Below are 20,472 nucleotides of genomic sequence, written 5' to 3'. Positions count from 1 at the left end.
AGAGGGGATCACCATGAAAAAGTTCCAAAGATTTCTTTCGTTTTTGTTGGCGGCTTTGGTCATTATGACCGGCTTCCCGATCGGCTCCTATGCAGGGGAAAGTCAGGCAAAGAGTTTTCACCAAGGGGTTTTTCTGGCCCAGGGGACCAGAGGGTCCCTGCCCTCCCTGATGGAACTTCTGGGGACACAACAGAATGAAGAAAGGACATCCCCTCCGGTCAGAAGGTCGGAGACCCATGTCAGTTCGCCGGATATCGAGTCCACGTCTGCTCCGGCTCAAGAGTCGGAGGAAGACCGGGATAGTTGGGACTTTTTCGACCGAGTCGGCCAGGAAATGGAAAAGAACGCCCCGGACGGAGCAGAGGCCCTTCCGGTCCGCCGGCTCCTGGTCAACGATAAGAAAGCCCTATCCAGCCTAAGTTACCAGATCCATACGGATGATGATGGACTTCCCCAGTCCGTCACCTGGATCCTGACCTACTATGTCCCCCAAGAAAAGGAAATCCACCAGGCCGCTGTCGTCACCAATGGCGACGGTTTAGACCAACCCCATATCTACAATCGTGAGTATGCCGAGGGAGAGCAGGAAGTCATGGAGGCTCGGGAAAAGGACCGGGCTGACCGCCTGTCCAAGGGAGAATCTGCTCCTGTCTTCCTCTATGATACCGAGACTAAAGCCGTCAACCGGGACGGCTATGCCCTGACCACCATCACCACCCCCATCCACCGGGACAATGACCTCCTCAAGAAGATCCAAGAGGCCAAGTCCGGAGAGGAAGTCGACCGGGAGAAGTTGGAAGAGGTCAAAAGAACCCTCGAGGAAAAGGTCTATTCCCTGACCCTGGTTTCCCTCTTCGGAGAAGAAAAAATCACCCAATCCGTTCAGGTACAAGGGGATGGGACTTGGGTAGAGACGGATCCCTTGACCACTCCCATTCGGTCCGAATGGACCGGAGAGGAGGAAAAAGAGAACCGTCTGCTTTTTGCTGTCCCGAATATGGACAAGGAGGAAAAGGCTTATGTGACTCCTTCCTTCCCCACGTCTGCTCAAGCCGGAGATGATACACGGATCCTTGTCTATGACCTCGTCCCCGGCGCTGACGGTTTCTATGACTTTCGTCTCATTGACCAGCGGTCCTTGGACCACTATGAAAAGACCCTAAAGGATATTCAAGAAGAAGGCCTGGAGGGTGATGCCCTCCAAGAGGCCCTGGATGCGGCGACCCTAAAACTGGAACCGGGTCAGTTTGTCGTCACCATCCGCCGTACGATGGAAAAGTTGGAGCCGGTGGAAGAAGGCCCGGAAACTTCGGAAAGACCGGAATCCTCTTCAACCGGCGAAGAAAACCCTTCGGACTCCACAAAGCCCCTTGAACCGGGAACAGAAAACCGGCCGGAAAAGCCGGAGACCCCATCTTTGAATGAAAGCATCCGGGAAGCCGAAGAAGCTCGGAAATCCGCTGAACAGACCTTGGACCTCTTGTCCTTGGGCAGGACGCTCAAGGAAGACCGGGCCACACTTGATGAACTCATGCAAGGCTCTTTCGGCAACCTCCTCCAGCCCATGGGTGCCCCCCTCAACCCCTTTGTCGCCAACCGTCCCATCATCATCGAGGTGGTGGACCGGGACAACAAGGGCGTGAAAATTCCTGGCGCTGTGGTCCGGATCACCGGACCCGGCATGGTGAAGGAAGTCACGACCGGTCCGGACGGCCGGGCTATATTAGAAAATTGTAATGCCGGAAATTATGAGGTGGTCCAGGTATCTGCCCCCAAGGGCTACATGGCCAACCAGAAAAAAATCGCCTTCCGCTTCTCGGCCATCGAGACGGTCAAGTATGTCCGCATCGACGATGCCAAGGACTATGGAACTGAACTTTACTTTATTGAAGGCAACGTTTCGGATGAGAAGAACCATGACCTAACAATCGCCGGGGTGGAGTTGGAACTTCGGGCCTATGAGAATAATCATGGTGTAAAGGGCGACCAGGTCGATTCCATGACCCGGACGGCCTATTCGGACGCCAATGGTTATTTCGTCTTTAACGACCTCCTTCCTCAATATATTTATGAGGTGGCGATTATGAAAGCCCCTTATGAGTACGCTTTTGTTGAATCGACCGAACCCTCCGTTGAGAACGGAAGAGTCTATACGGACATCAAATTTCAAGATGAAAATGGCCAGCCCATCAAGATAAATAATGGCGTGAAGTACAAGGAAACGCTTAATGTTTACTTGTCCAAAAACTCTCCTAATAAAGCAATAACCATCACCGTCTACAACCATGAGCAGGGCGACCAGCAGGTTTCGATCGTCGGCTCCGCTTTCCAAATCCTGGATGAACGAGGAGAGGTCATCAAGGATATCGGGACTCTCCGGACGGATGGCCAGGGAAAAATCACCTTCCAACTCCGCCCCGGGAAGTATACCATCGAACAGTTAACAACGGATGCCAACCACCTGATCCCCAATGCCCAGACGGCCATCGAGGTTCAGCCCTTACCCCATGATACGACCCAGGACATCTACCTGATTCCCAATCCCTTGAAATATATCGGGTCGGTGACCTATACCATGGATGCTGTGGTGAATTGGGGCAATGTGACGCCGGATCCGGATGCCAAGATCATTCTCAAGAAAAACGGCCTGGAAACGGACCTGACGCCGGAAAAGATCGGTCAGATTTACCGGTTCAGCAACTTACCCAAGTATGATGACAACCATGAACAAGTGGATTACCGGATTGAGCTCAAGGACCATCCGGAGTATTATGCGACCTATCGGATTGTCAACGGGGTCGTTAACATTGACGTCCATGAAATTTCGACCCCCGAAGGGCCGGGCGGAACGGTTACCGTTACCGGGAACAAGATCTGGTATAACGACAGCCAGGACCTCCTGAAGCGGCCAGCCACGGTCCATGTGGTTCTTTTGGCGGATGGTCAGGAGACCCCCTATCGAGCTGCCGTTTCGGAAGCTACGGACTGGAAATACAGCTTCACCAACCTTCCCCGCTTTAATAAGGAAGGGAAGGAAATTGAGTATACGGTCAAAGAAGTCCAGATGTCCGCCGGCGGGGCCCTAGCCGGCTACCGGATGGACCAGACGATTTTGGGAAAGAACGTCCTCAACACGAGAATTGACCATAGTAAGATCGGTGGCGAGTTCAGCCTCGTAAAAATGGATGATAACAAAAAGCCCCTGGAAGGGGCCCAGTTCACCCTGTCCGGAACTTTGGATAATGGCCAGGCATTGAAGCCGGAACGGTCCCTGAAGACAGACGCCGAGGGGAAACTGACCTTCAAGGACATCCCTGCCGGTACCTATACTTTAAAAGAGACCCAGGCTCCGGACCGCTATGAGCCGTCGACCGAAACCTGGAAGGTCGAAGTTTCCACCGACGGGAGAACGATCCTGGTGGGGTCGGGCGTGACCAACCCCTCGAATGCCGACTATCCAGAGAAGCTTCAGACCGGCCAGGAATTTGTCAAGGACGGAGAAGGATCCGGCGACCGGACCATGACCAATGAGAAGGCCCGCAATCCTCTTCCTTACCGGAAGACCATCTATGACCAAGCCGGTACGAAAGAGGTGGGAGATATCTCCAAGCGGATCCTCAATACCGTGGACAAGAACCTTAATGAATACCAGGTGGAGCTGACGGTCCAAGGCCGCGGACAGTCCTCTTTTGCCGGCGGCAAAGAAACGGATATTGTCCTCGTCGTCGACCACTCCGGTTCGATTAAGACTTCACGAAATGAAGACCAGGTGCGGAGCCAGGTCCGGAATATTGTTTCGGCCTTCTCCGGCTTCTCCAACGTGAATATCGGCTATGTGGAATATGCCGGTATTACAGTAGAGAAGAATAAAAATGCCTCTTTGCGGGACAATAACTTCAGCGATTACCGCTGGTGGAATCCCTATGAGAGCAACGCCACTTATACGAACGACCCGGCAGTAACGTCCAGCGTAGAATTAACCTCTCCCGGACAGTTGGCTGCCGACCCCAAATTTAATACCAACCGCTTCATGGGCGGGACCTTCACCCAGCGGGCGCTTTTGCGGGCCCAGGAGATTCTTGCCAAGGGGGAGGGCGAAAATAAGCACATCATCTTAATCACCGATGGTGGTCCGACCCTTTCCTTCAAGGCGACAGGATCCAAGGCCAATGGGACCAGACCGGATGGGACGGCTTGGGAGCCCATCTATAAGCCGAATCCTACGATTCCCAACACCTATAGCGACGTTCCTAAGAGCGGCTTAACCTACAATGGTCGGGCTTCGGGCTTTGACTACAATACCCTCCGGGGTGACGGAACCTACTATCAATTCGGAACCTCCAAGGGGGATACCAATCAGTTGGCCTATTCCTCCTATTGGGCAGGCAATGATCAAGTCCTTGAGAGTGTCTATGCTACGATTTCCACCGTTCGTGATCTGACGGATGCCGGAATCAAGGTGACCACGATCGGCTATAACCTGAAGACCCTCAATAATGCCGGCTGGTTCAATGGCCAGGAGAAGTTCTTCTTCCCCATGATGGCTTCTACACCCAAAAGTTATTCCGGTTTAAGTGACATTGGCAATGCCGATAACGCCGTAACCAGCATTTATGACGAGGTCTCCAAGCAGTTTTACTTAAACAGTCAGAATAAAATGACGCCCACCATTGAGAAAGCGGTCGTGACCGATCCTATGGGCGATGGTGTTGACCTTTACTTGGGCGAGGACGGCGTCTTTAACGAGAAGGACTATGTCCTGGTCGCCTCCGACGGGTCCATCTATAAAAATGGGAAGGCGCCCGCAGAAGGCTTGCTGAAAAATGTCAAGCTGACTTATGATGCGACCAATCGTCAATTCAAGATGGAAGGACTGACCCTGGGGAAGGATGAGTCCGTCTCCCTTTACTATTCTGTCCGCTTAAAGGACAACTACCGGAACGGAAACTTTACCAATACCAATAACCGGACGACCCTGGTGAACAAGGGGAAAACTGACGACTTCCATATCCCGGCCATCCGGGACCGGTCCGAGATGCCTACGGTCAAGGTGGGAAACCAGGCCTATACGCAAACTGGACGCTTCCGTATTCTTAAGGTCGACGAAAACAAGACCCCCTTGTCCGGCGCTTACTTTACCCTGACCGATTCAACCGGGAAGGAAATCATGATCCAGCCCTCGGACAAGGGCGGCAAGATCGAAGTCAACAACCTTCCCAAAGGGACCTATACCTTAAAGGAAGTTGAAGCTCCGGCAGGTTATGTGGTTTCCGGTCTTTCGTGGGAAATTATCGTGGCGGAAAACGGAAAAACGACCGTTACCCAGAAGGCGACCGGCTCCCGGTCGGCCTTCTCCACCCGGTCGGCCATGCCTGAAGCCATGGGCAACCTCCTGGAGATGGGCCCCATGATGGGACTGGCTGCCGTGGGTGCCGGTGCTCCTGCGGGAAGTCACTATAAGATCTCGGCGACAACATCCTTCAACGACGCCGATCCTAATAATAAGAAGTTCGATATCCACCATGAGGCGACCGGTCAGACCCTTCAGAAGGACCTGGACCTCTACTTCCTCCTGGTTCCGGAATCCCGTGGAGATCTTACCCTCTTTAACAACCGGATCCGGGATTACAGCAGAGAATTGGCAAACAAGGGCTACCAGGGCTATATCAACGTCATCTACGGTGGCTATGATGAAGCCTCCACCCAATATACCTACTGGCGGATCGGCAACCCGCCGGATCTCCTGACCCAGGTGCCCATCGGCCGAACCACGACCGGGGCCTGGATGGACCGGGCACTTTATATGGCCAATGATGTCCTCTACCGCCACCTTAATGAGGGTACGGTAAAGGTCGTCAGCTTCCTCTCCTCCGGCCGTAACTTTGCCGGCGAGGAAGCCTACTACAACGAGAACCTCCAACGGATGATCGAATCCCACGGCGTTTCCCGTTATCTGAACCTGGTCACCAACAACAGTAACAAGGGAAATCTTGAGGCAAGTCTTAATGACTCCAGCAACCCCATTCCTGCTGAGCTTCGGGAAGAAATGAAGGACAAACTGGTTTCCGAGACGGTTTCCTATGAAAACCCCACTCGCTTCGGAAAAAGCATTGATGATGTCTACCAACAATTCACCGTCGAAAATACGGTCAACAATGAAAGCCTGGTCATCCCATTGGCTGAAAACATTCATCTGGCCGGATCCCCTTCAGCGAAGATTGTGAACAGTCAGGGGAACACCCTCCGAGCGGTCTATGTTTCTGACTCTACTGACTTCTCGGGCATGACGACCCTCCGAACCAATCCAATCACTTTAGCTTCAGGCGAACGTCTTATCCTCGATTATTCGGTCACCCTTAAGGGAGACTATAAACGAGCCATCTCCTACCCTGTCTATGCTACGGATGCGGTGGAGTGGGTCGGAAATGGGACCTCTAAAAAAGCCGGCATCAAGTCGGCCTACGTCAGTGATCCGGGACAGAACCTCAATATTGAGGTGAAGGGGCTGGATGGGTATTCGGAGCCCGTCAATGTCACCCTAGCCACCCAACGCTCAGGAGAAGGGAAGACTTTCTCTCTGAGAAATGGGGAGTCCAAAGTAAAGACGATCCTGACCTTTGATGAAAATGGGTCTACCCAGGGTCCAAACAATATCGGGATTACCGCTGACCAAGCTCCTAATGCTAACTATCAGGGACCGAAGATTGATCTCTCGGCTTATCCGGTGGTGCGGGTGGTCTATGAACGCAAGGCACTCAACCTGACCGTCCGCAAGGTCTATAATAACCGTCTACCGGAAGGCGGGGAGTCCATGGACGTCACCCTAACTGCCAAGGTGAATGGTCAGGATCTTGATTTACCATCGCTGAAGGCGCTCGGTTACCAAGGATCTTCGCTCACCCAGACCCTGGCTCCAAAAAATGAAGGGGTTTATGAGACCATCTACCGCGGTCTCCCCTTCAAGGATCAAAATGGGAATGAGATTGACTATTCCGTGAAGGATAGCTCCTCCTCCCAGGACTTGGGGAACAACATCACCCTGATTCGGGAAGAGACCATTACCAGCTACCGGCCGAAAGATGACCTCATTCGGATCGAAGAGACGGAGATCCCCGTCCTCACCGTTTTCAACACCACCAATGAGCTCAAGTTTAAGAAGGTGGGGGAGAGCGGTCAGCAGAAAGACGAACACGGTAACCCCATCGTAGGACCGGATGGCAACCCCCTGATGTCCGAGACACCTTTGGCGGAAGCGGAATTCGAGCTCCGCCGGGAGACCCCGCAGGGGTCGGTGGTCGTGAAAGGCTACGAGAAGGTGGTTTCCGGACCGAATGGCGAGTTTGGCTTTAAGAACCTGCCGCCGGGCGACTACGGTATTTATGAAACTAAACCGGTTTTGGGCTATGAGCTTCCGGTCCAAGCCGTTTCCACCTTTACCATCGGGGCCGACGGCAAACCGGTTCCGGGATCCATCAAGTCCTTCAAGGAAAGAAGCAAGAAGGATGGGGATACGATTCTGGGCATCCAGAAGACCATGCGGAATAACGTCTCGGTCGAGACGGCCATCACCCAGGTTGAAGCTACAGACCATAACCAAGGTAACCGGAAGATGCTCTACACCCAGCGGATCTATATCAACCGCAATGGCGAGCGTTTAACGGAGGCTAACCTTGGACTCTTCTCCGCTGCCGCGGACAACCCCATTGTCAACGCCTCCTATAAGATCTGGAGAATACCGCAGGGAGGACAGAAACCTCCTGCAAGAATGGACTTTAACCAGTCTCTGGATAAGTATGGCTCACCGTTTAAGGCAGTCAAAGCACCGGCCAACCTGTCTGCCATCAAGCTGGACTCCCTGCCTTCTACGGACTTCTATATTATCGAGGTCAAGGGCGAGTTGGAGGTCCACGACGATAAGTTCACCAGCAAGTTGACCTTCTTCACCTCAGCGACCGAAGAACATCCGGGAGTGGACCACCAGATCACGGACCCCAAGCCCTCCGATAACGGGACCATCATCACCGGCTTCCGGAAAGGTCAGCAGGGCGACGATGCCGACATCATGTCGAGTGCCACCAAAGACGGAACCGGGGCCTACCTGGTCAGGAACTATCGCGGGTCCACCTTCTTCTCGGTCCAAAAGACCAAGAAGGAAGACGGAAAACCCTTGGCCGGAGCCAAGTTTAAGCTTTGGGCCGCCTTGGGCCGGAATTTTGAAATTGTTGAAACCGAACACACGACCCAGGTAACGACCGGGGCGGAAGAGATCACGGACAAGAACGGGATCATCACCTTTGACAACCTCCCGGTCAACTACAACTTCTATTTGGAAGAAACAGAAACGGCACCGGGCTTTGCCCTGCCGGACTACATGTGGATTGTCCAGGTCCGCCCGACTTCCTACCTTAAGGAACTCCATGCCAAGTCCCGCGACTGGCACGATTATCTATCTACCAGTGCTAATAAAGAAGAAGCGAAGAAGCAGGCAGCAGCCATCGCCTACAATCAAATGCTCTATCCTTTCGGCAAGGGGGCTCCCGGTAGCGTAGAGGCAGCTACCGATAAAACAGCCGAGGAACAGGGCTTCAAGGTCTTCGTCTACCAAACTGATGGGCGAAAGCCTTTGATCATTCGACCGAAAGACGCCAACGGTAGTGATTTACCCGGAAATCCTGTGGATCCGAAAAACTATGTTAAAGATAAATATGGCGATGTGATTGCTGAACAGTCTTATGGTAACCATCCGAAGATTTCCGGGATGTGGTACCGGAAGGGCTGGGTACGCTTTGATGAGCCGAAGCCCTTAGGCGATAAGGGTCAGATGGTGCCGGGTCAGATGATGCCCATTAATGAGAGTGGCCAGCCGATCCACGATAAGTGGAAGAATGAAGGTTGGAAGGGCGAAACCATCGACGGGGTTTCCGGTGCAACGATCCGACCCTTGATTGTGAGAGACTGGATTAAGCAGGCAAGAGATTTTGATAATTGGGCCGGATACGATGATTTCCCGACCTCAGATGTTTATGATCAGTTTGTACAGGAATTTAATAAGCACATGGTTCCGGCCAAGGACCTGACCATAGAAGGAGCGAAGATTCCCAGTGTTGTAGGAATCACCAACTCCCAGACGGAATTCTTCATCAACAAGGTGGACCAGGATGGGAAGCCTCTAGAAGGGGCGGAATTTGAACTCTTCAAGGTGGAGAATGGAGTCGAACTTCAGCCGGGGATCAAACCGACGCGGACGGCCAAGAACCAGTTCATCTTTGATGGTCTAAAGGAAGGCGTCTACCACTTAAAGGAGACGAAGACACCGGAAGGCTACCAGGAGGCGACGACCTATTGGGAAATCACCGTCAATAAAGAAGGGTCGGTGACGAAGAAGGAAGAAAAGCCGATCAATTTCCAGGCAGCCGGAGGAAAGAATCGGACACCTGAAGCACAGGCTAACCTCCATTATTGGGAGGCCCTTGCCCAGGAGTGGGGTCCTGTCCAGGTCAGTCCCAACCGGACCTTTGAGCCGGTCGGGGCAGGAGCCTACGCAACAGAATATCAAATCACCTATTGTATGGATGGTGATCGCTCGAGTGGAAATGAAAGAGTAACATGGGCAACGGGCGGAGAGACCTTCGCTCAGGCCGGCCTTGGACTGACGGCTAATGAGACAGACCGCTACTATAGGCAACGCCAATTTAATGCCGGTTATCAGTTTGCCGGCTGGAAGGACCTAGATGGACGCTGGATAAGACCAGATACGATCATTGATCGTCATATGTATCTCATGCCCCAGTGGACGAAACCGTCCAACGTGACAAATAAGGTCCATTTCTTTGATGAAAATGGGGATTATATTCCCGGCTGGTCCAAGGATGTAGCGGAAGGCCACTCCTATAACCAAGATTTCGGTGCCCTACCGGGCCAATATCCTACCGAAGGAAAGTCCGGTTATGAGTGGCGAGGCTGGTTGATCCTCAAGTATTCCCCAACGGTCGGCAATTACTACGTCGCCTATACCGGGAAGGAGCCGGTCAACCAAGTCACCTACCTTTATGCGAATTGGGAGAAGAAACCGGAGCAGGTTTTTCTCAGTTTCTATATGCTGAACGAGAATGGCAAAGTGGACACCGGTTTGACACAGACTCGGGCCGTACAATCCGGAAGGGGATTAACCCAGGCACAGATTCCTCCTTCTAACCCGCCGTCGAAAACGGGCTACGAATTTTCCGGTTGGCAGGTTCGGGATTATCAAGGAAATTATGTGGACATCGACTTAACACAAGAGGTGTTTACCGCCGATCGCGCCTTCTACGGCCGCTGGATCCCGAAAACCTATCTGGTGACCTTCCAGAACGAAAAGGGCGAACCCATTCAGTCAAAACAAGTACGACATGGCGAATTCGTTACGGCTCCGGTTATTCCGCCGAAAGAGGGATACACTTTCGACGGCTGGAAAGAAACAACGAGTGGATTGACCTTCAATCCTAGTCAGCCGGTCACCGCCCAGGCCACCTACAAAGCGACCTGGAAAAAGATCCCGGCAACCCAGGTGTCCGTCAGCTTTGACTCTCAAGGCGGAAGCCCGGTTCGCACTCAGCTCATTAACAAGGGAAGCAGGGTTACTAAGCCCAAGGATCCCACCAAGAAAGGCTACATCTTCGACAAATGGCTGCTCAATGGCCAAGCCTTTGACTTTAACCAGCCGGTGAAAGAGAGTATAGTTCTTACAGCTTCCTGGACGGAAAAGCCCGATCCGGGTACGATGAACGAGTTGATCGTCAAGAACCTGAAAAAGGAATTTGAAGGGGAGTTCTCCATCGACAAGTTCCAGAAGCTGGGTGAAAACCGTGTCAAACTGAGAGGAACCTACTTCAGTTTAACCAAACGCGAGGAGGCAGAACTTCCGGAGTCCTTCGATCCGGCCGCCTACGCCGAGAAATATTTTGATAAGGATCATTGGGATGTGGACAAGGGACTCTTTAAGACCGGTAAAAATGGCGATCTTACCTTCCCCCACCTGCAGCCGGGTGTCTATGACCTGAAGGAGGAAATTTCCCCGGATGGCTACCTGGTTAATCCGGAAAAGTATGTCATTGTGGTGAATAAAATCGGGAACACCATTATCGTTCCGGAGTCCGGCTATGACCCGGATAAGTATCCCGTAGAGGTTGACCATGGGACAGAGCCTACGCCCGATCCCGACCAGCCGACCAAGCGGACAACGCCCAAATCGTTGGATGGGGAATTGACCGTGGAGGACTACAAGCTTAAGACCTCTGCAGAGGACGGCGTCATTCGTCCTTTGAAGGACCAACGCTTCTCCATGGAATACACCATCCGCTTGCCGGAGGATGCCATCCCCGGAGATACCTTCACCATCACTTTGGATAAACATTTGAACTGGGGTGGAATAAGGATTGATCCGGAAAAAGTACAGGATATTGTTACGGAACACGGACAGGTGGTTGCGACAACCCAAGATCAGACCCAGGATAAAAATGGAAGTGTGGTGAGAAAGATCACCTACACCCTGACGGACTATGTGGCTAACCGAACCGACATTGTTATCCACCAGACCGTCCCCGTATTTGTGGACCACAATGAGGTGACCAATAGTACCGGCCTCACCTTCACCAACACCATTGGAGGAGCAGCGCAAACCTCCGAGAGTATCTGGGTGGATTTCCGGTCCTACTACGGCACAGGCGGTTATGTGGACAGTGATTTGAATTGGCCCCTGGGAGGAAAACACCAGGGCTACGAGAATTATTTGGGCGGTTGGTTCTATGAGAACCGTGCTACGAAGGAGATTGAACATTACTACTACGTGTTTGGAGAGAATATCAGCTGGTCCACGGAATATACCCTGAACTTGGAGGCCAAGAGCTGGTTGCGAAACACGCCTTCGGATGTGATCTACAATGATCCGAACCATCCGGTCAAGGTCTCGGTCTATAAGGTGGATGCTTTCACGGCATCAGGAGGGCCCAATACGACGGCCATGCCGCCGAGCTATGGACCTCGAATGATGGATTTGAAGGATGAGAACCGGGTAATGACGGATCAACCCTTTGTCGCCGGTCAGGATGGAATCATCAGGATTCCTCTCAACGTTAACAAGGACTATCCGGACGGCCGATTCGGCTACATCGTCAAGGCGGTAGCACCTTTCGATCGTACCAAAGACCAAGTGGACCTCTACACCTACGCCAAGCTGTCCCATAAAACGAACTTCTACTATCGGGACTTCTGGAACAGGGAATATCATGTGGAGAGTAGAGCGGGAGCCGCTACCTATTGGAACTACCTCCACCGCTATACCGGCACGACTGATGCGAGCGGCAAGGACCTCGTCAATATGACCCTAACTAAGCGAGAACTTTTAGGAAAAGAGGGCGAGGACAAGGATAAGACAAAGCTCATTCCGGGCGCCGGCTTCAAGCTCACCAACAACCAAGGTTTCCAGGACTATGCAGTTACCGGTCCGGATGGGACGCTGAAATTTACCAAGCTCAAACCGGGCAACTACTTCCTGGAGGAAGTCCTGACCCCCAAGGGCTATACACCGGTCAACGTGGTCTGGGATATTCACGTAGGCGAGGACGGAACCATCACGATCTCCGAACCGGAGGCCAGCGACCTGATCCAAGGCGGACAAAACCTCCTGACTGTTTGGAACCGGAAGACGCCGATTGACAAGCCGGTTCTCCAGTTCCCCAACATCCCCAACCGGATTGAATTTACCAAGGTTGGGGAGAGTGAAGCTCCACTGGAAGGAGCGACCTTCGAACTGAGAAGGTCGGATACCCAGACGGGACCCTACACCGTATTAAAAGGATCCCTGTCCGGGGAAAAGATCAGCGGGAAAGATGGGAAGTTCGTCTGGACCAACCTCAAGCCCGGCTACTACCAGGTCTGGGAGAAGAATGCACCCGAGGGCTATATCACTCCCTCTAAAGAAGTAGCCAGCTTCCAAGTCGATTCCACAACCGGCGAAATCAAGAATCTCCGGATCAACGGACGAGACCCCGTCGGGGAAAATATGATCCGAAACCTCCGGCCCATGAAGATGGGGCTCCGGAAGATCGATGAGAAGAAGCTGGATATCACCAAGGGCAAGGTCACCTTCGCCGTCAAAGCGGCCGCCGGAAACAACGATCATCCGGTTCCGGACGACCTAAAAACGATCACTATCGATCTGACTAAGGCCGGTCCCTATGTCCGGGAGATCCCGGGATCCATGGAGGGAAAATACATCCTTAGCGAGGAAACGCCTCCGAACGGATATATCAAGACGACCCACCAGTATGAGATCGAAATCAACCAAGAAAAGCGGACCATCCGCCTCACCCGTGTCATGGATGGGGATACAGAGGTGTCCTACCTTGATAAGGGTCTGCTTAGCGAAGCCGGCCCGGTCATTCTTTACCAAGAGGGTACCAGCGACCAGATCAGCTTAGATATTGTGAACCACCTGTACTATGAATTGCCGTCCACAGCAGGACCCGGCACCTTCCTCTTCACCTTGGTCGGTGCCTTCCTCCTCAGCCTGGCCATCAGCCTATTGCGAAAGGATGATGGCCGGGGCGGTCGGCCCCGAAAAGGTCTCCGCCGATTGCGGAGGCAGTTGGAATGAACCCCTTGTCGATAGATTCCTGAGACACTTGTCTCACCCGTCCACCGAAGCCGACAGGTTTCTGTCGGTAACTGAAAAAAGAAAAGAGGAATGATGATGAAACAGTTGAAGAAATGGACTGCTGTCCTTCTGGCTCTCTTGCTGGTTGTGACACTGGTTCCGGCAAATGTCTTTGCCGCGAAACCGACCACAAAGCTCATCGTAACTGGCGTTGAAGACGGCGCATTGGTAAACGCCTACAAGCTCACTGAAGCGGACTTTACTGCTGACGGTGGATTCAAAGGTTATAAGAATCTTATCGAAAACGCCTTTGCTAACCCCGCCGCCCCAACGACAGACGAGTGGTCTGCATTACTGAATAAGCCGGTCGGTGAGTTGGGAATGGCAATCCCCCTTACCCAGGCTGCAGCAGGCGGAGCTTATGAGTCCGAGCCCCAAGAAGCCGGTCTTTACATGATTCTGGTTACTTCCAAAGAGGGTAAAAAAACGGTGTCGGTTTACAATCCTATGTTGGTAGGCATAACCTACACCACAGAAGGTGGCGAACAGGTAAAGGGTGGTAAGATTAATGTACCAGCCGAATTTCAGCTTGGAAAAGATGCGGTTCTTTATGCAAAGAAGAGCGACGTCCCTCTGAAGAAGACCGTAAAAGATCCAACAGGAAATGAGCCTGAAGCAACGAATCCGACGGACCATGTTATTGGTTTAGGCCAAGGTGAAAAACCGGAATTTACCATTGAAACCACAATTCCTTCCTATCCGAAAACGGACAAGAATCTTGTATTCACCATTACCGATACTTTGGATAAGGGCTTAACTGCACCAAAAGCGGAAGAGATCACCGTTACTGTCGCTGGCCAACCCCTTCCCAAGGATGCGGCAACGGTCGAAGTTGCAAACAATGTCATCACCATCACTTTCACGGATGCTTATCTGAAAGGGTTGAATGGAAAAGCTACGGACGTTAAGGTTGTTTATACCGCTGAACTGAATGATCAGGCAACCACCAACGCCATTCCCAACAAGAATACGGTTAAGGTTACTTACACCAATGATCCGAAGACCGGTAAAACGTCTGAACATGAAGATATTACCAGACAGTACACCTTTGAGATTGACGGCTTGACGAAGGGATCAGGTTCTGAAAAGACCCATGAAATTACCAAGCATGGCGAGATCACTAAGGAAAGCACATGGAAAGACAATCCGCTGGCCGGAGCTGAATTCACCCTCTATGATAAAGATCCGTCAAAAGATCAGACAGCAAAAGCTCTGCGGACAACCACAACGGATGCAACCGGCCGCATGACCTTCAGCCGGTTGGATGAAGGCACCTACTATATCAAAGAAACCAAAGCTCCTAACGGATACCAGCTCAGCGAAAAGGTATACAAGGCAGAGATCAAAGCTGAGTATGATTCGACTAAACACGTGCTGAAATCCTGGTCTGTTGTGATTGATGGAAAGTCTTCCACCTTTACCCTCGATCATACGAAAGAGGAAGTTACTGTTAAGCAAACGGAAGAGAACAATACCCTGATCGAGAACACCAAGATCCCCGGACTGCCCACCACCGGTGGTATGGGTACCTACCTCTTCACCGGCATTGGCGTTGCCCTCCTCGCCGGTGCTGTCGTTCTGATTGCTGCTCAGCGGAAGAAGAAAGTCCAAGCGGAGTAGTTAAGAAAGACGAATAGTTCGTGGAAGAAGCCGCTTTGCCCGGAGTCTTTCCGGGCCGGCCGGCTTCCCGAAACGAGGCCTCGGGCCTCACATTTGATGTGCGGATAGAAAGGAAAGCCATGGAAAGGGAAAAAGAGGAAAAGGAGTCAGGGAAAAAATCATCGAAGAAAGTCAAGATCCTGGCGACCTTTCTCATTCTTGCCGGACTCTTGGTTCTCCTCTATCCGACCATCAGCAATCTCTTTAACCAGTGGCGGGCGGAGCAATTGTCTACCGTTTACCAGGAAGTGGTTAAAGAGATTCCTGATGACCATTTTGCCGAAGAGTTGGAAAAGGCACGGAAGTATAACGAGAAATTGACCGGAGAAAGTGTGCCGGATGTCTTTGCTCTTCGGGAAAAGCATGATGACCCCCTCTATGATTCCCTTCTTAATGTGACCGGCGATGGGATGATGGGGGAGGTGGAAATTCCGGCCATCAATGTCAAGATTCCGGTCTACCACTACACGACCGACCAGGTTCTCCAGCAGAACGTGGGACACCTGGCGGGGTCCTCCCTTCCGGTAGGCGGAAAAGGGACCCATGCGGTTCTCTCGGCTCACCGAGGCCTGCCCTCGGCCAAACTTTTCACCGACCTCAACCTCTTGAAAAAAGGAGATCTCTTCTTCCTCCGGGTCTTGAACGAGTTCATGGCCTATGAGGTGGACCAGATGATCGAGGTGGAGCCGACGGAAACGGCCTCCCTGGCCATCGACCGGGATAAAGACCTTTGCACCCTCTTCACCTGCACTCCCTACGGGGTCAATACCCAGCGTCTCCTCGTTCGGGGCCACCGGGTGGATTACACTCCAGAGGAAATGGCCAAGAAGTACGAAGAAGAAAAGGACATCCGGATTGATAAATCCCGTTTACTCTTTCACATCCTGGCCGGAACAGCCGGTGCCGGGCTTGGCTTCCTTCCCTACCTCATGGTGAGGAAGCGGAGAAAGAAAAATGAGGAGGTCAGGCCATGAAAAAGACCCGCCGTCAGGGTTTCCTCTTCTTCTTAACCCTGGTCATGGTGATCGGTGGCCTGGGCTTCCTCCTTTACCCGACGGCTTCCGACCTCTGGAACCGCTACCGAAACAGCAAGCTGGTCGATGTCTATAACGAGGTCGTCCATGAATTGCCGGCGGATACCAACAAGGCCCTCTGGGATAAGGCCAGGGACTATAACGAGAAACATCGGGCCAACACCATCATCGATGCCTTCAAGGAGGAAGAGGAATATGTCCTGACGGCTCCCTATGACAAACTCCTCAACCCCACCGGGGACAACATCATGGGGACCATCGAAATCCCCAAGATCAAGGTCAAGCTCCCCATCTTCCATGGGGTGGGGGAGGATGCCCTCCAGCGGGGGGCGGGTCACCTGGAAGGGACTTCCCTTCCCATCGGCGGGCCCTCCACCCACTCGGTCATCTCGGCCCACAGGGGTCTGCCCTCGGCGGTCCTCTTCACCGACCTGGACCAAATGGCCCAAGGCGACCTCTTCTTCCTCCACATCCTGGACCAGGTCTTCGCCTATAAGGTGGTGGACATCCAGACGGTCCTGCCCCACCAATCCGAGGCCCTGGCCATCCAGGAGGGCCGCGACCTCTGCACTCTCCTGACCTGCACTCCCTATGGAGTCAACAGCCACCGGCTCTTGGTGGTGGGGGAGCGAACGACCTACCATCCTCAAGAAGCCCCGCCTGTGGAGGAAAAAGATGTGGCGGTTTTGGATACGGTTATTTCGAACTGGCAAATTACTCTGGGCGGTTTCATCCTCCTCCTACTTTTCCTCCTGGTCCTCTGGATCAGCCAAGGCAGGAAAAAGCGGAAGGAGGAGAGCAATAACGCAGGACCCAAAGAAAAGGAGTAAACCATGCAGTATCACCATCAAGAAAAGAATAGGCCCGGAGCGTGGGCGCGGCTGCTGGCCCTCCTTGCTGCCCTTGTCTTGTGCCTGACGGTCCTCTATCCCGGCAGAGCTCTTGCCGAGGGCGAAGAGACCGAGGCCATGGTCCGGTCCTATGACGCCGGAAAATGGGGCTCCCTAACCCTCCGCCTCTCCTACACCAAGGAGGAGAAAGCGGATGCCATCCCCCTGGACGGAGCCCAAATCCGCATCGTCCGGATCGCTGACCTCCAAATGACGGACAAAGGGCCCAGCTACCCCCTTCGGGAGGGTTTGGACAAGCTCCACTATGACTTCCTCACCCTTTCGGCCGGCGGCCTCCGCCAGGCAGCAAAGGAGATCGCCGACTACCTCAAGACCCACCCCGAGGCTCTCACAGCCCTGGAAAAGGAGTCCAACCCCCAGGTTTCCCCCAAGCCGGACGGGTCTACCTCCAAGGGGGTCCGGACCGCCACTTCCGATGCCCAGGGCAAGGTCTTCTTCGACCACCTGGTCCACGGCATCTACCTCATCACCCAGGAAGGCCAGACCGGCACGGCCAAGAACTTTGCCCCCCTGGCCCCGGTTCTCTGCTTTATGCCCGAATACCTGAACGCAGAAGGGAAGGGGACCTGGATTTATGACGTGGTCGCCAACCCCAAGTACTCCCCTAAGAAGCCACCCACTCCTGTTCCTCCACCGGAAAACCCGCCACCGGAAAAGCCGCCCACACCAAATACGCCTCCGGAAAAGCCCAAGACCCCATCGACCCCGGTCCCCAAGCCGCCCTTCACCGGCGACATGATCCATATGGGCCTCTGGATCGGCATGGGCCTAGTCGCCCTGATCGCCCTCTTTGTGGTCTTGCGGAAGAACAAGAAGAAGTAGGCTGGGCTGGTCAATGAGAAGAAGAATCCCCCTGGAATCGAGAATTCGTCGGTTCCAGGGGGATTTTTTATTTCAGAGGGTATTTCACATTGCCTCAACCAAGAATTATTGGGACGGGATGAGATGTGGCTGGTTGAAAGAAACCGATATAATGAATCTGAGTTGTTCTCGATCAGTGATTTTATGAGGTCATGAGGGAGCGGAGGATTGGAAAAAATATGTCGATGGTTTTGGAGGTGCATTTTATGGCAGAAAATAAAGAGATTGTGGTAATCGATGAAACTACAATTAGAAGTAAGATTTACTATATAAGAAATCAAAAGGTTATGCTTGATTTTGAACTTGCTGAAATTTATGGGTATACAACGACAAGATTTAATGAACAAGTAAAAAATAATTCGGAGAAATTTGATGATGATTTTATATTTCAGTTGACGAAATCAGAATTTGAAAACTTGATATCGAAAAAATCGACATCAAGTTGGGGTGGTCGTAGAAAACTACCTTATGCTTTTACAGAGCAGGGTATTTATATGCTTATGACTGTATTAAGGGGAGAACTGGCAGTTAAACAGAGCAAGGCTTTAATACGAATGTTTAAGCAGATGAAAGACTTCATTATTGAAAATCAAGATTTTATCAGCTCAAAGGAATTAGTTCAAATAGCAATTCAAACAAATCAAAACACGAATGATATTGCAAGGATAGATAGCAAGATTAACACATTAGCTACTAAAGAAGATTTGAAAAAGGTGATGGATAATTTTATCGACCCGGAAACATATAAACATTTCCTTTTGATGAATGGAAATAAGATAGAAGCTGATGTAGCCTATACCAAAATATATAAATCAGCAAAGAAAAGTATTTATGTTATCGATAACTATATAGGGCTTAAAACATTGGAACTTTTAAGAGTGGCAAGAGATAATACTCAAATTATCGTCTTCAGTGATAATATAAGAAATAAAGATATGCTTACAAAAAATATCTTAGATGATTTTAGAAAAGAGTATCCTAATGTAGACCTGAGTCTGAAGATAGCCGGTAAAAAATACCATGATAGATATATTGCTATAGACTACGGAAGAGAAAATGAAGCCTTTTATCTTTGTGGAGCATCATCAAAGGATGCAGGAAATAAAATATCAAGTATTACCAAGATAGAAGAATCATCAAAGGATATGTATCATACAATGTTTGGTGGAATGTTAAACAATGTGAATTTGATCATTTAATATGCAAATAACAGATTAGACAGTGATATGAATATGAATGAAAAGGGCCTTGCAGTACTCTGCAAGACCCTTTTTTTGTTTAACTAATAAATGCTCAAATTTAATGCCTGGGACAAAAACTCCAGCATTCGGACGCCGGCGTAGGAGTTGCCGTGCTTGTCCAGGGCCGGGCCAAAGACGGCCAGGCCGAAGGGGTCGGGGGAGGCGGTCAGGATGCCGCCGCCCACGCCGGACTTGGCGGGGAGGCCGACCCGGAGGGCAAACTCGCCGCTGTAGTCGTAGGTCCCGCATGAGGCCATGAGGGAGCGGAGGATCTGGGCATTGACTCGGGAAAGGATGGGGCGGTCATCCTCATCCTTGCCCTCATTGGAGAGGACGAAGGAGAAGTGGGCCAGGTCCCGGCAGGTGACCAGGAAGGAGCATGAGGTGAAATAGATGTCCAGGATTTCCTCCACCGGGAGGTCGGCGGGGAGGATCTTGCAAGAGAGCATGAGGTAGATGAGGGTCCGGTTTCCGTAGGCCGTGGCGGATTCGGAGGCTTTGACCTTCTCGCTGTAGTCCGCTTTTCGGCCGATGAGGTTGGCCAGGCGGTCGGCGATGACCTCGCGGGACCGGTCGCCATAGACCCGGTGGATGAGGGCGACGGTGACGATGGCTCCCGCATTGATGAAGGGGTTGACGGGGACATTCTTGTTGGACAGCTCCAATTCGATGACGGAGTTGAAGGGCTTGGCCGAGGGCTGGACCCCCACATAGTGGCGGAGCTCATCCATGGAATAGTGCTCCAGGACGATCGAATAGAGGGCCACCTTGATGATGGATTGGATGGTGAAGGGGATGTCCGCATGGCCCGCAGTCAGGAGCCGGCCATCCTGGTAGGAGGCCAAACCCAGGAGGTGGGGGTTCTGCATGGACAGCTCGGGGATGTAGTCAGCCACCTTTCCGTCCTTGGTGAAGAGTTTGCCCAGGGCTAGAGCCTGGTCCAATAGGGATTGTGTGAAAACTTCCATGAGAATGATCCTTTGTGGGGTTTGGGTGGTGGGATGTCGGCGGGGGCGTTGGGGCGTTGGGTGGGTGGGGAGCCTGCGGTCTGGCGGCGCATGAGGCGTTTGACT

General features: G+C 52.2%; 7 protein-coding genes. 6 read left to right on the top strand and 1 reads right to left on the bottom strand.

What is annotated here, in order from left to right:
• Nucleotides 1-13 precede the first annotated feature (13 nt).
• The 6 genes from HGKM_RS00995 to HGKM_RS00970 all read left to right on the top strand — a co-directional run bounded on the left by HGKM_RS00995 (nucleotide 14) and on the right by HGKM_RS00970 (nucleotide 19,357).
• Complete coding sequence (locus tag HGKM_RS00995) at nucleotides 14-13,633, top strand: SpaA isopeptide-forming pilin-related protein (protein ID WP_019133445.1); 13,620 nt, start codon at nucleotides 14-16, stop codon at nucleotides 13,631-13,633.
• A gap of 93 nt (nucleotides 13,634-13,726) precedes the next feature.
• Nucleotides 13,727-15,313 (top strand): SpaH/EbpB family LPXTG-anchored major pilin, encoded by a 1,587-nt coding sequence (locus tag HGKM_RS00990; protein ID WP_172634676.1) that lies wholly within the window; start codon nucleotides 13,727-13,729, stop codon nucleotides 15,311-15,313.
• Nucleotides 15,314-15,432: 119 nt separating this feature from the next.
• Nucleotides 15,433-16,326 (top strand): class C sortase, encoded by an 894-nt coding sequence (locus HGKM_RS00985; RefSeq protein ID WP_051010863.1) that lies wholly within the window; start codon nucleotides 15,433-15,435, stop codon nucleotides 16,324-16,326.
• Complete coding sequence (locus tag HGKM_RS00980; RefSeq protein WP_019133442.1) at nucleotides 16,323-17,216, top strand: class C sortase; 894 nt, start codon at nucleotides 16,323-16,325, stop codon at nucleotides 17,214-17,216. Before HGKM_RS00985 ends, HGKM_RS00980 begins: the two co-directional genes overlap by 4 nt.
• 3 nt (nucleotides 17,217-17,219) lie before the next feature.
• Complete coding sequence (locus HGKM_RS08135) at nucleotides 17,220-18,119, top strand: hypothetical protein (RefSeq protein ID WP_051010831.1); 900 nt, start codon at nucleotides 17,220-17,222, stop codon at nucleotides 18,117-18,119.
• Between the two features lie 245 nt (nucleotides 18,120-18,364).
• Complete coding sequence (locus tag HGKM_RS00970; protein ID WP_034579175.1) at nucleotides 18,365-19,357, top strand: ORF6N domain-containing protein; 993 nt, start codon at nucleotides 18,365-18,367, stop codon at nucleotides 19,355-19,357.
• Nucleotides 19,358-19,440: 83 nt separating this feature from the next.
• Here the strand turns inward: HGKM_RS00970 and glsA are convergent, their stop codons facing one another.
• A complete protein-coding gene (gene glsA / locus HGKM_RS00965; RefSeq protein ID WP_019133440.1) occupies nucleotides 19,441-20,367 on the bottom strand; it encodes a glutaminase A in 927 nt (308 codons plus the stop codon).
• Between the last annotated feature and the right edge of the window lie 105 nt (nucleotides 20,368-20,472).

Origin of the sequence: Kallipyga massiliensis ph2 (genome assembly GCF_000311985.1) — a bacterium.
Lineage (GTDB): Bacteria > Bacillota > Clostridia > Tissierellales > Peptoniphilaceae > Kallipyga > Kallipyga massiliensis.
Note: the sequence above shows the minus strand (reverse complement) of the source record. Positions and strands in the feature narration are given on the sequence as shown.

Excerpts from the sequence above, each read along its gene's own strand:
- HGKM_RS00990 (WP_172634676.1), top strand. The coding sequence starts at position 13,727 with ATGATGAAACAGTTGAAGAAATGGACTGCTGTCCTTCTGGCTCTCTTG.
- HGKM_RS00995 (WP_019133445.1), top strand. The coding sequence starts at position 14 with ATGAAAAAGTTCCAAAGATTTCTTTCGTTTTTGTTGGCGGCTTTGGTC.
- HGKM_RS08135 (WP_051010831.1), top strand. The coding sequence starts at position 17,220 with ATGCAGTATCACCATCAAGAAAAGAATAGGCCCGGAGCGTGGGCGCGG.
- glsA (WP_019133440.1), bottom strand. The coding sequence starts at position 20,367 with ATGGAAGTTTTCACACAATCCCTATTGGACCAGGCTCTAGCCCTGGGC.
- HGKM_RS00980 (WP_019133442.1), top strand. The coding sequence starts at position 16,323 with ATGAAAAAGACCCGCCGTCAGGGTTTCCTCTTCTTCTTAACCCTGGTC.
- HGKM_RS00970 (WP_034579175.1), top strand. The coding sequence starts at position 18,365 with ATGGCAGAAAATAAAGAGATTGTGGTAATCGATGAAACTACAATTAGA.
- HGKM_RS00985 (WP_051010863.1), top strand. The coding sequence starts at position 15,433 with ATGGAAAGGGAAAAAGAGGAAAAGGAGTCAGGGAAAAAATCATCGAAG.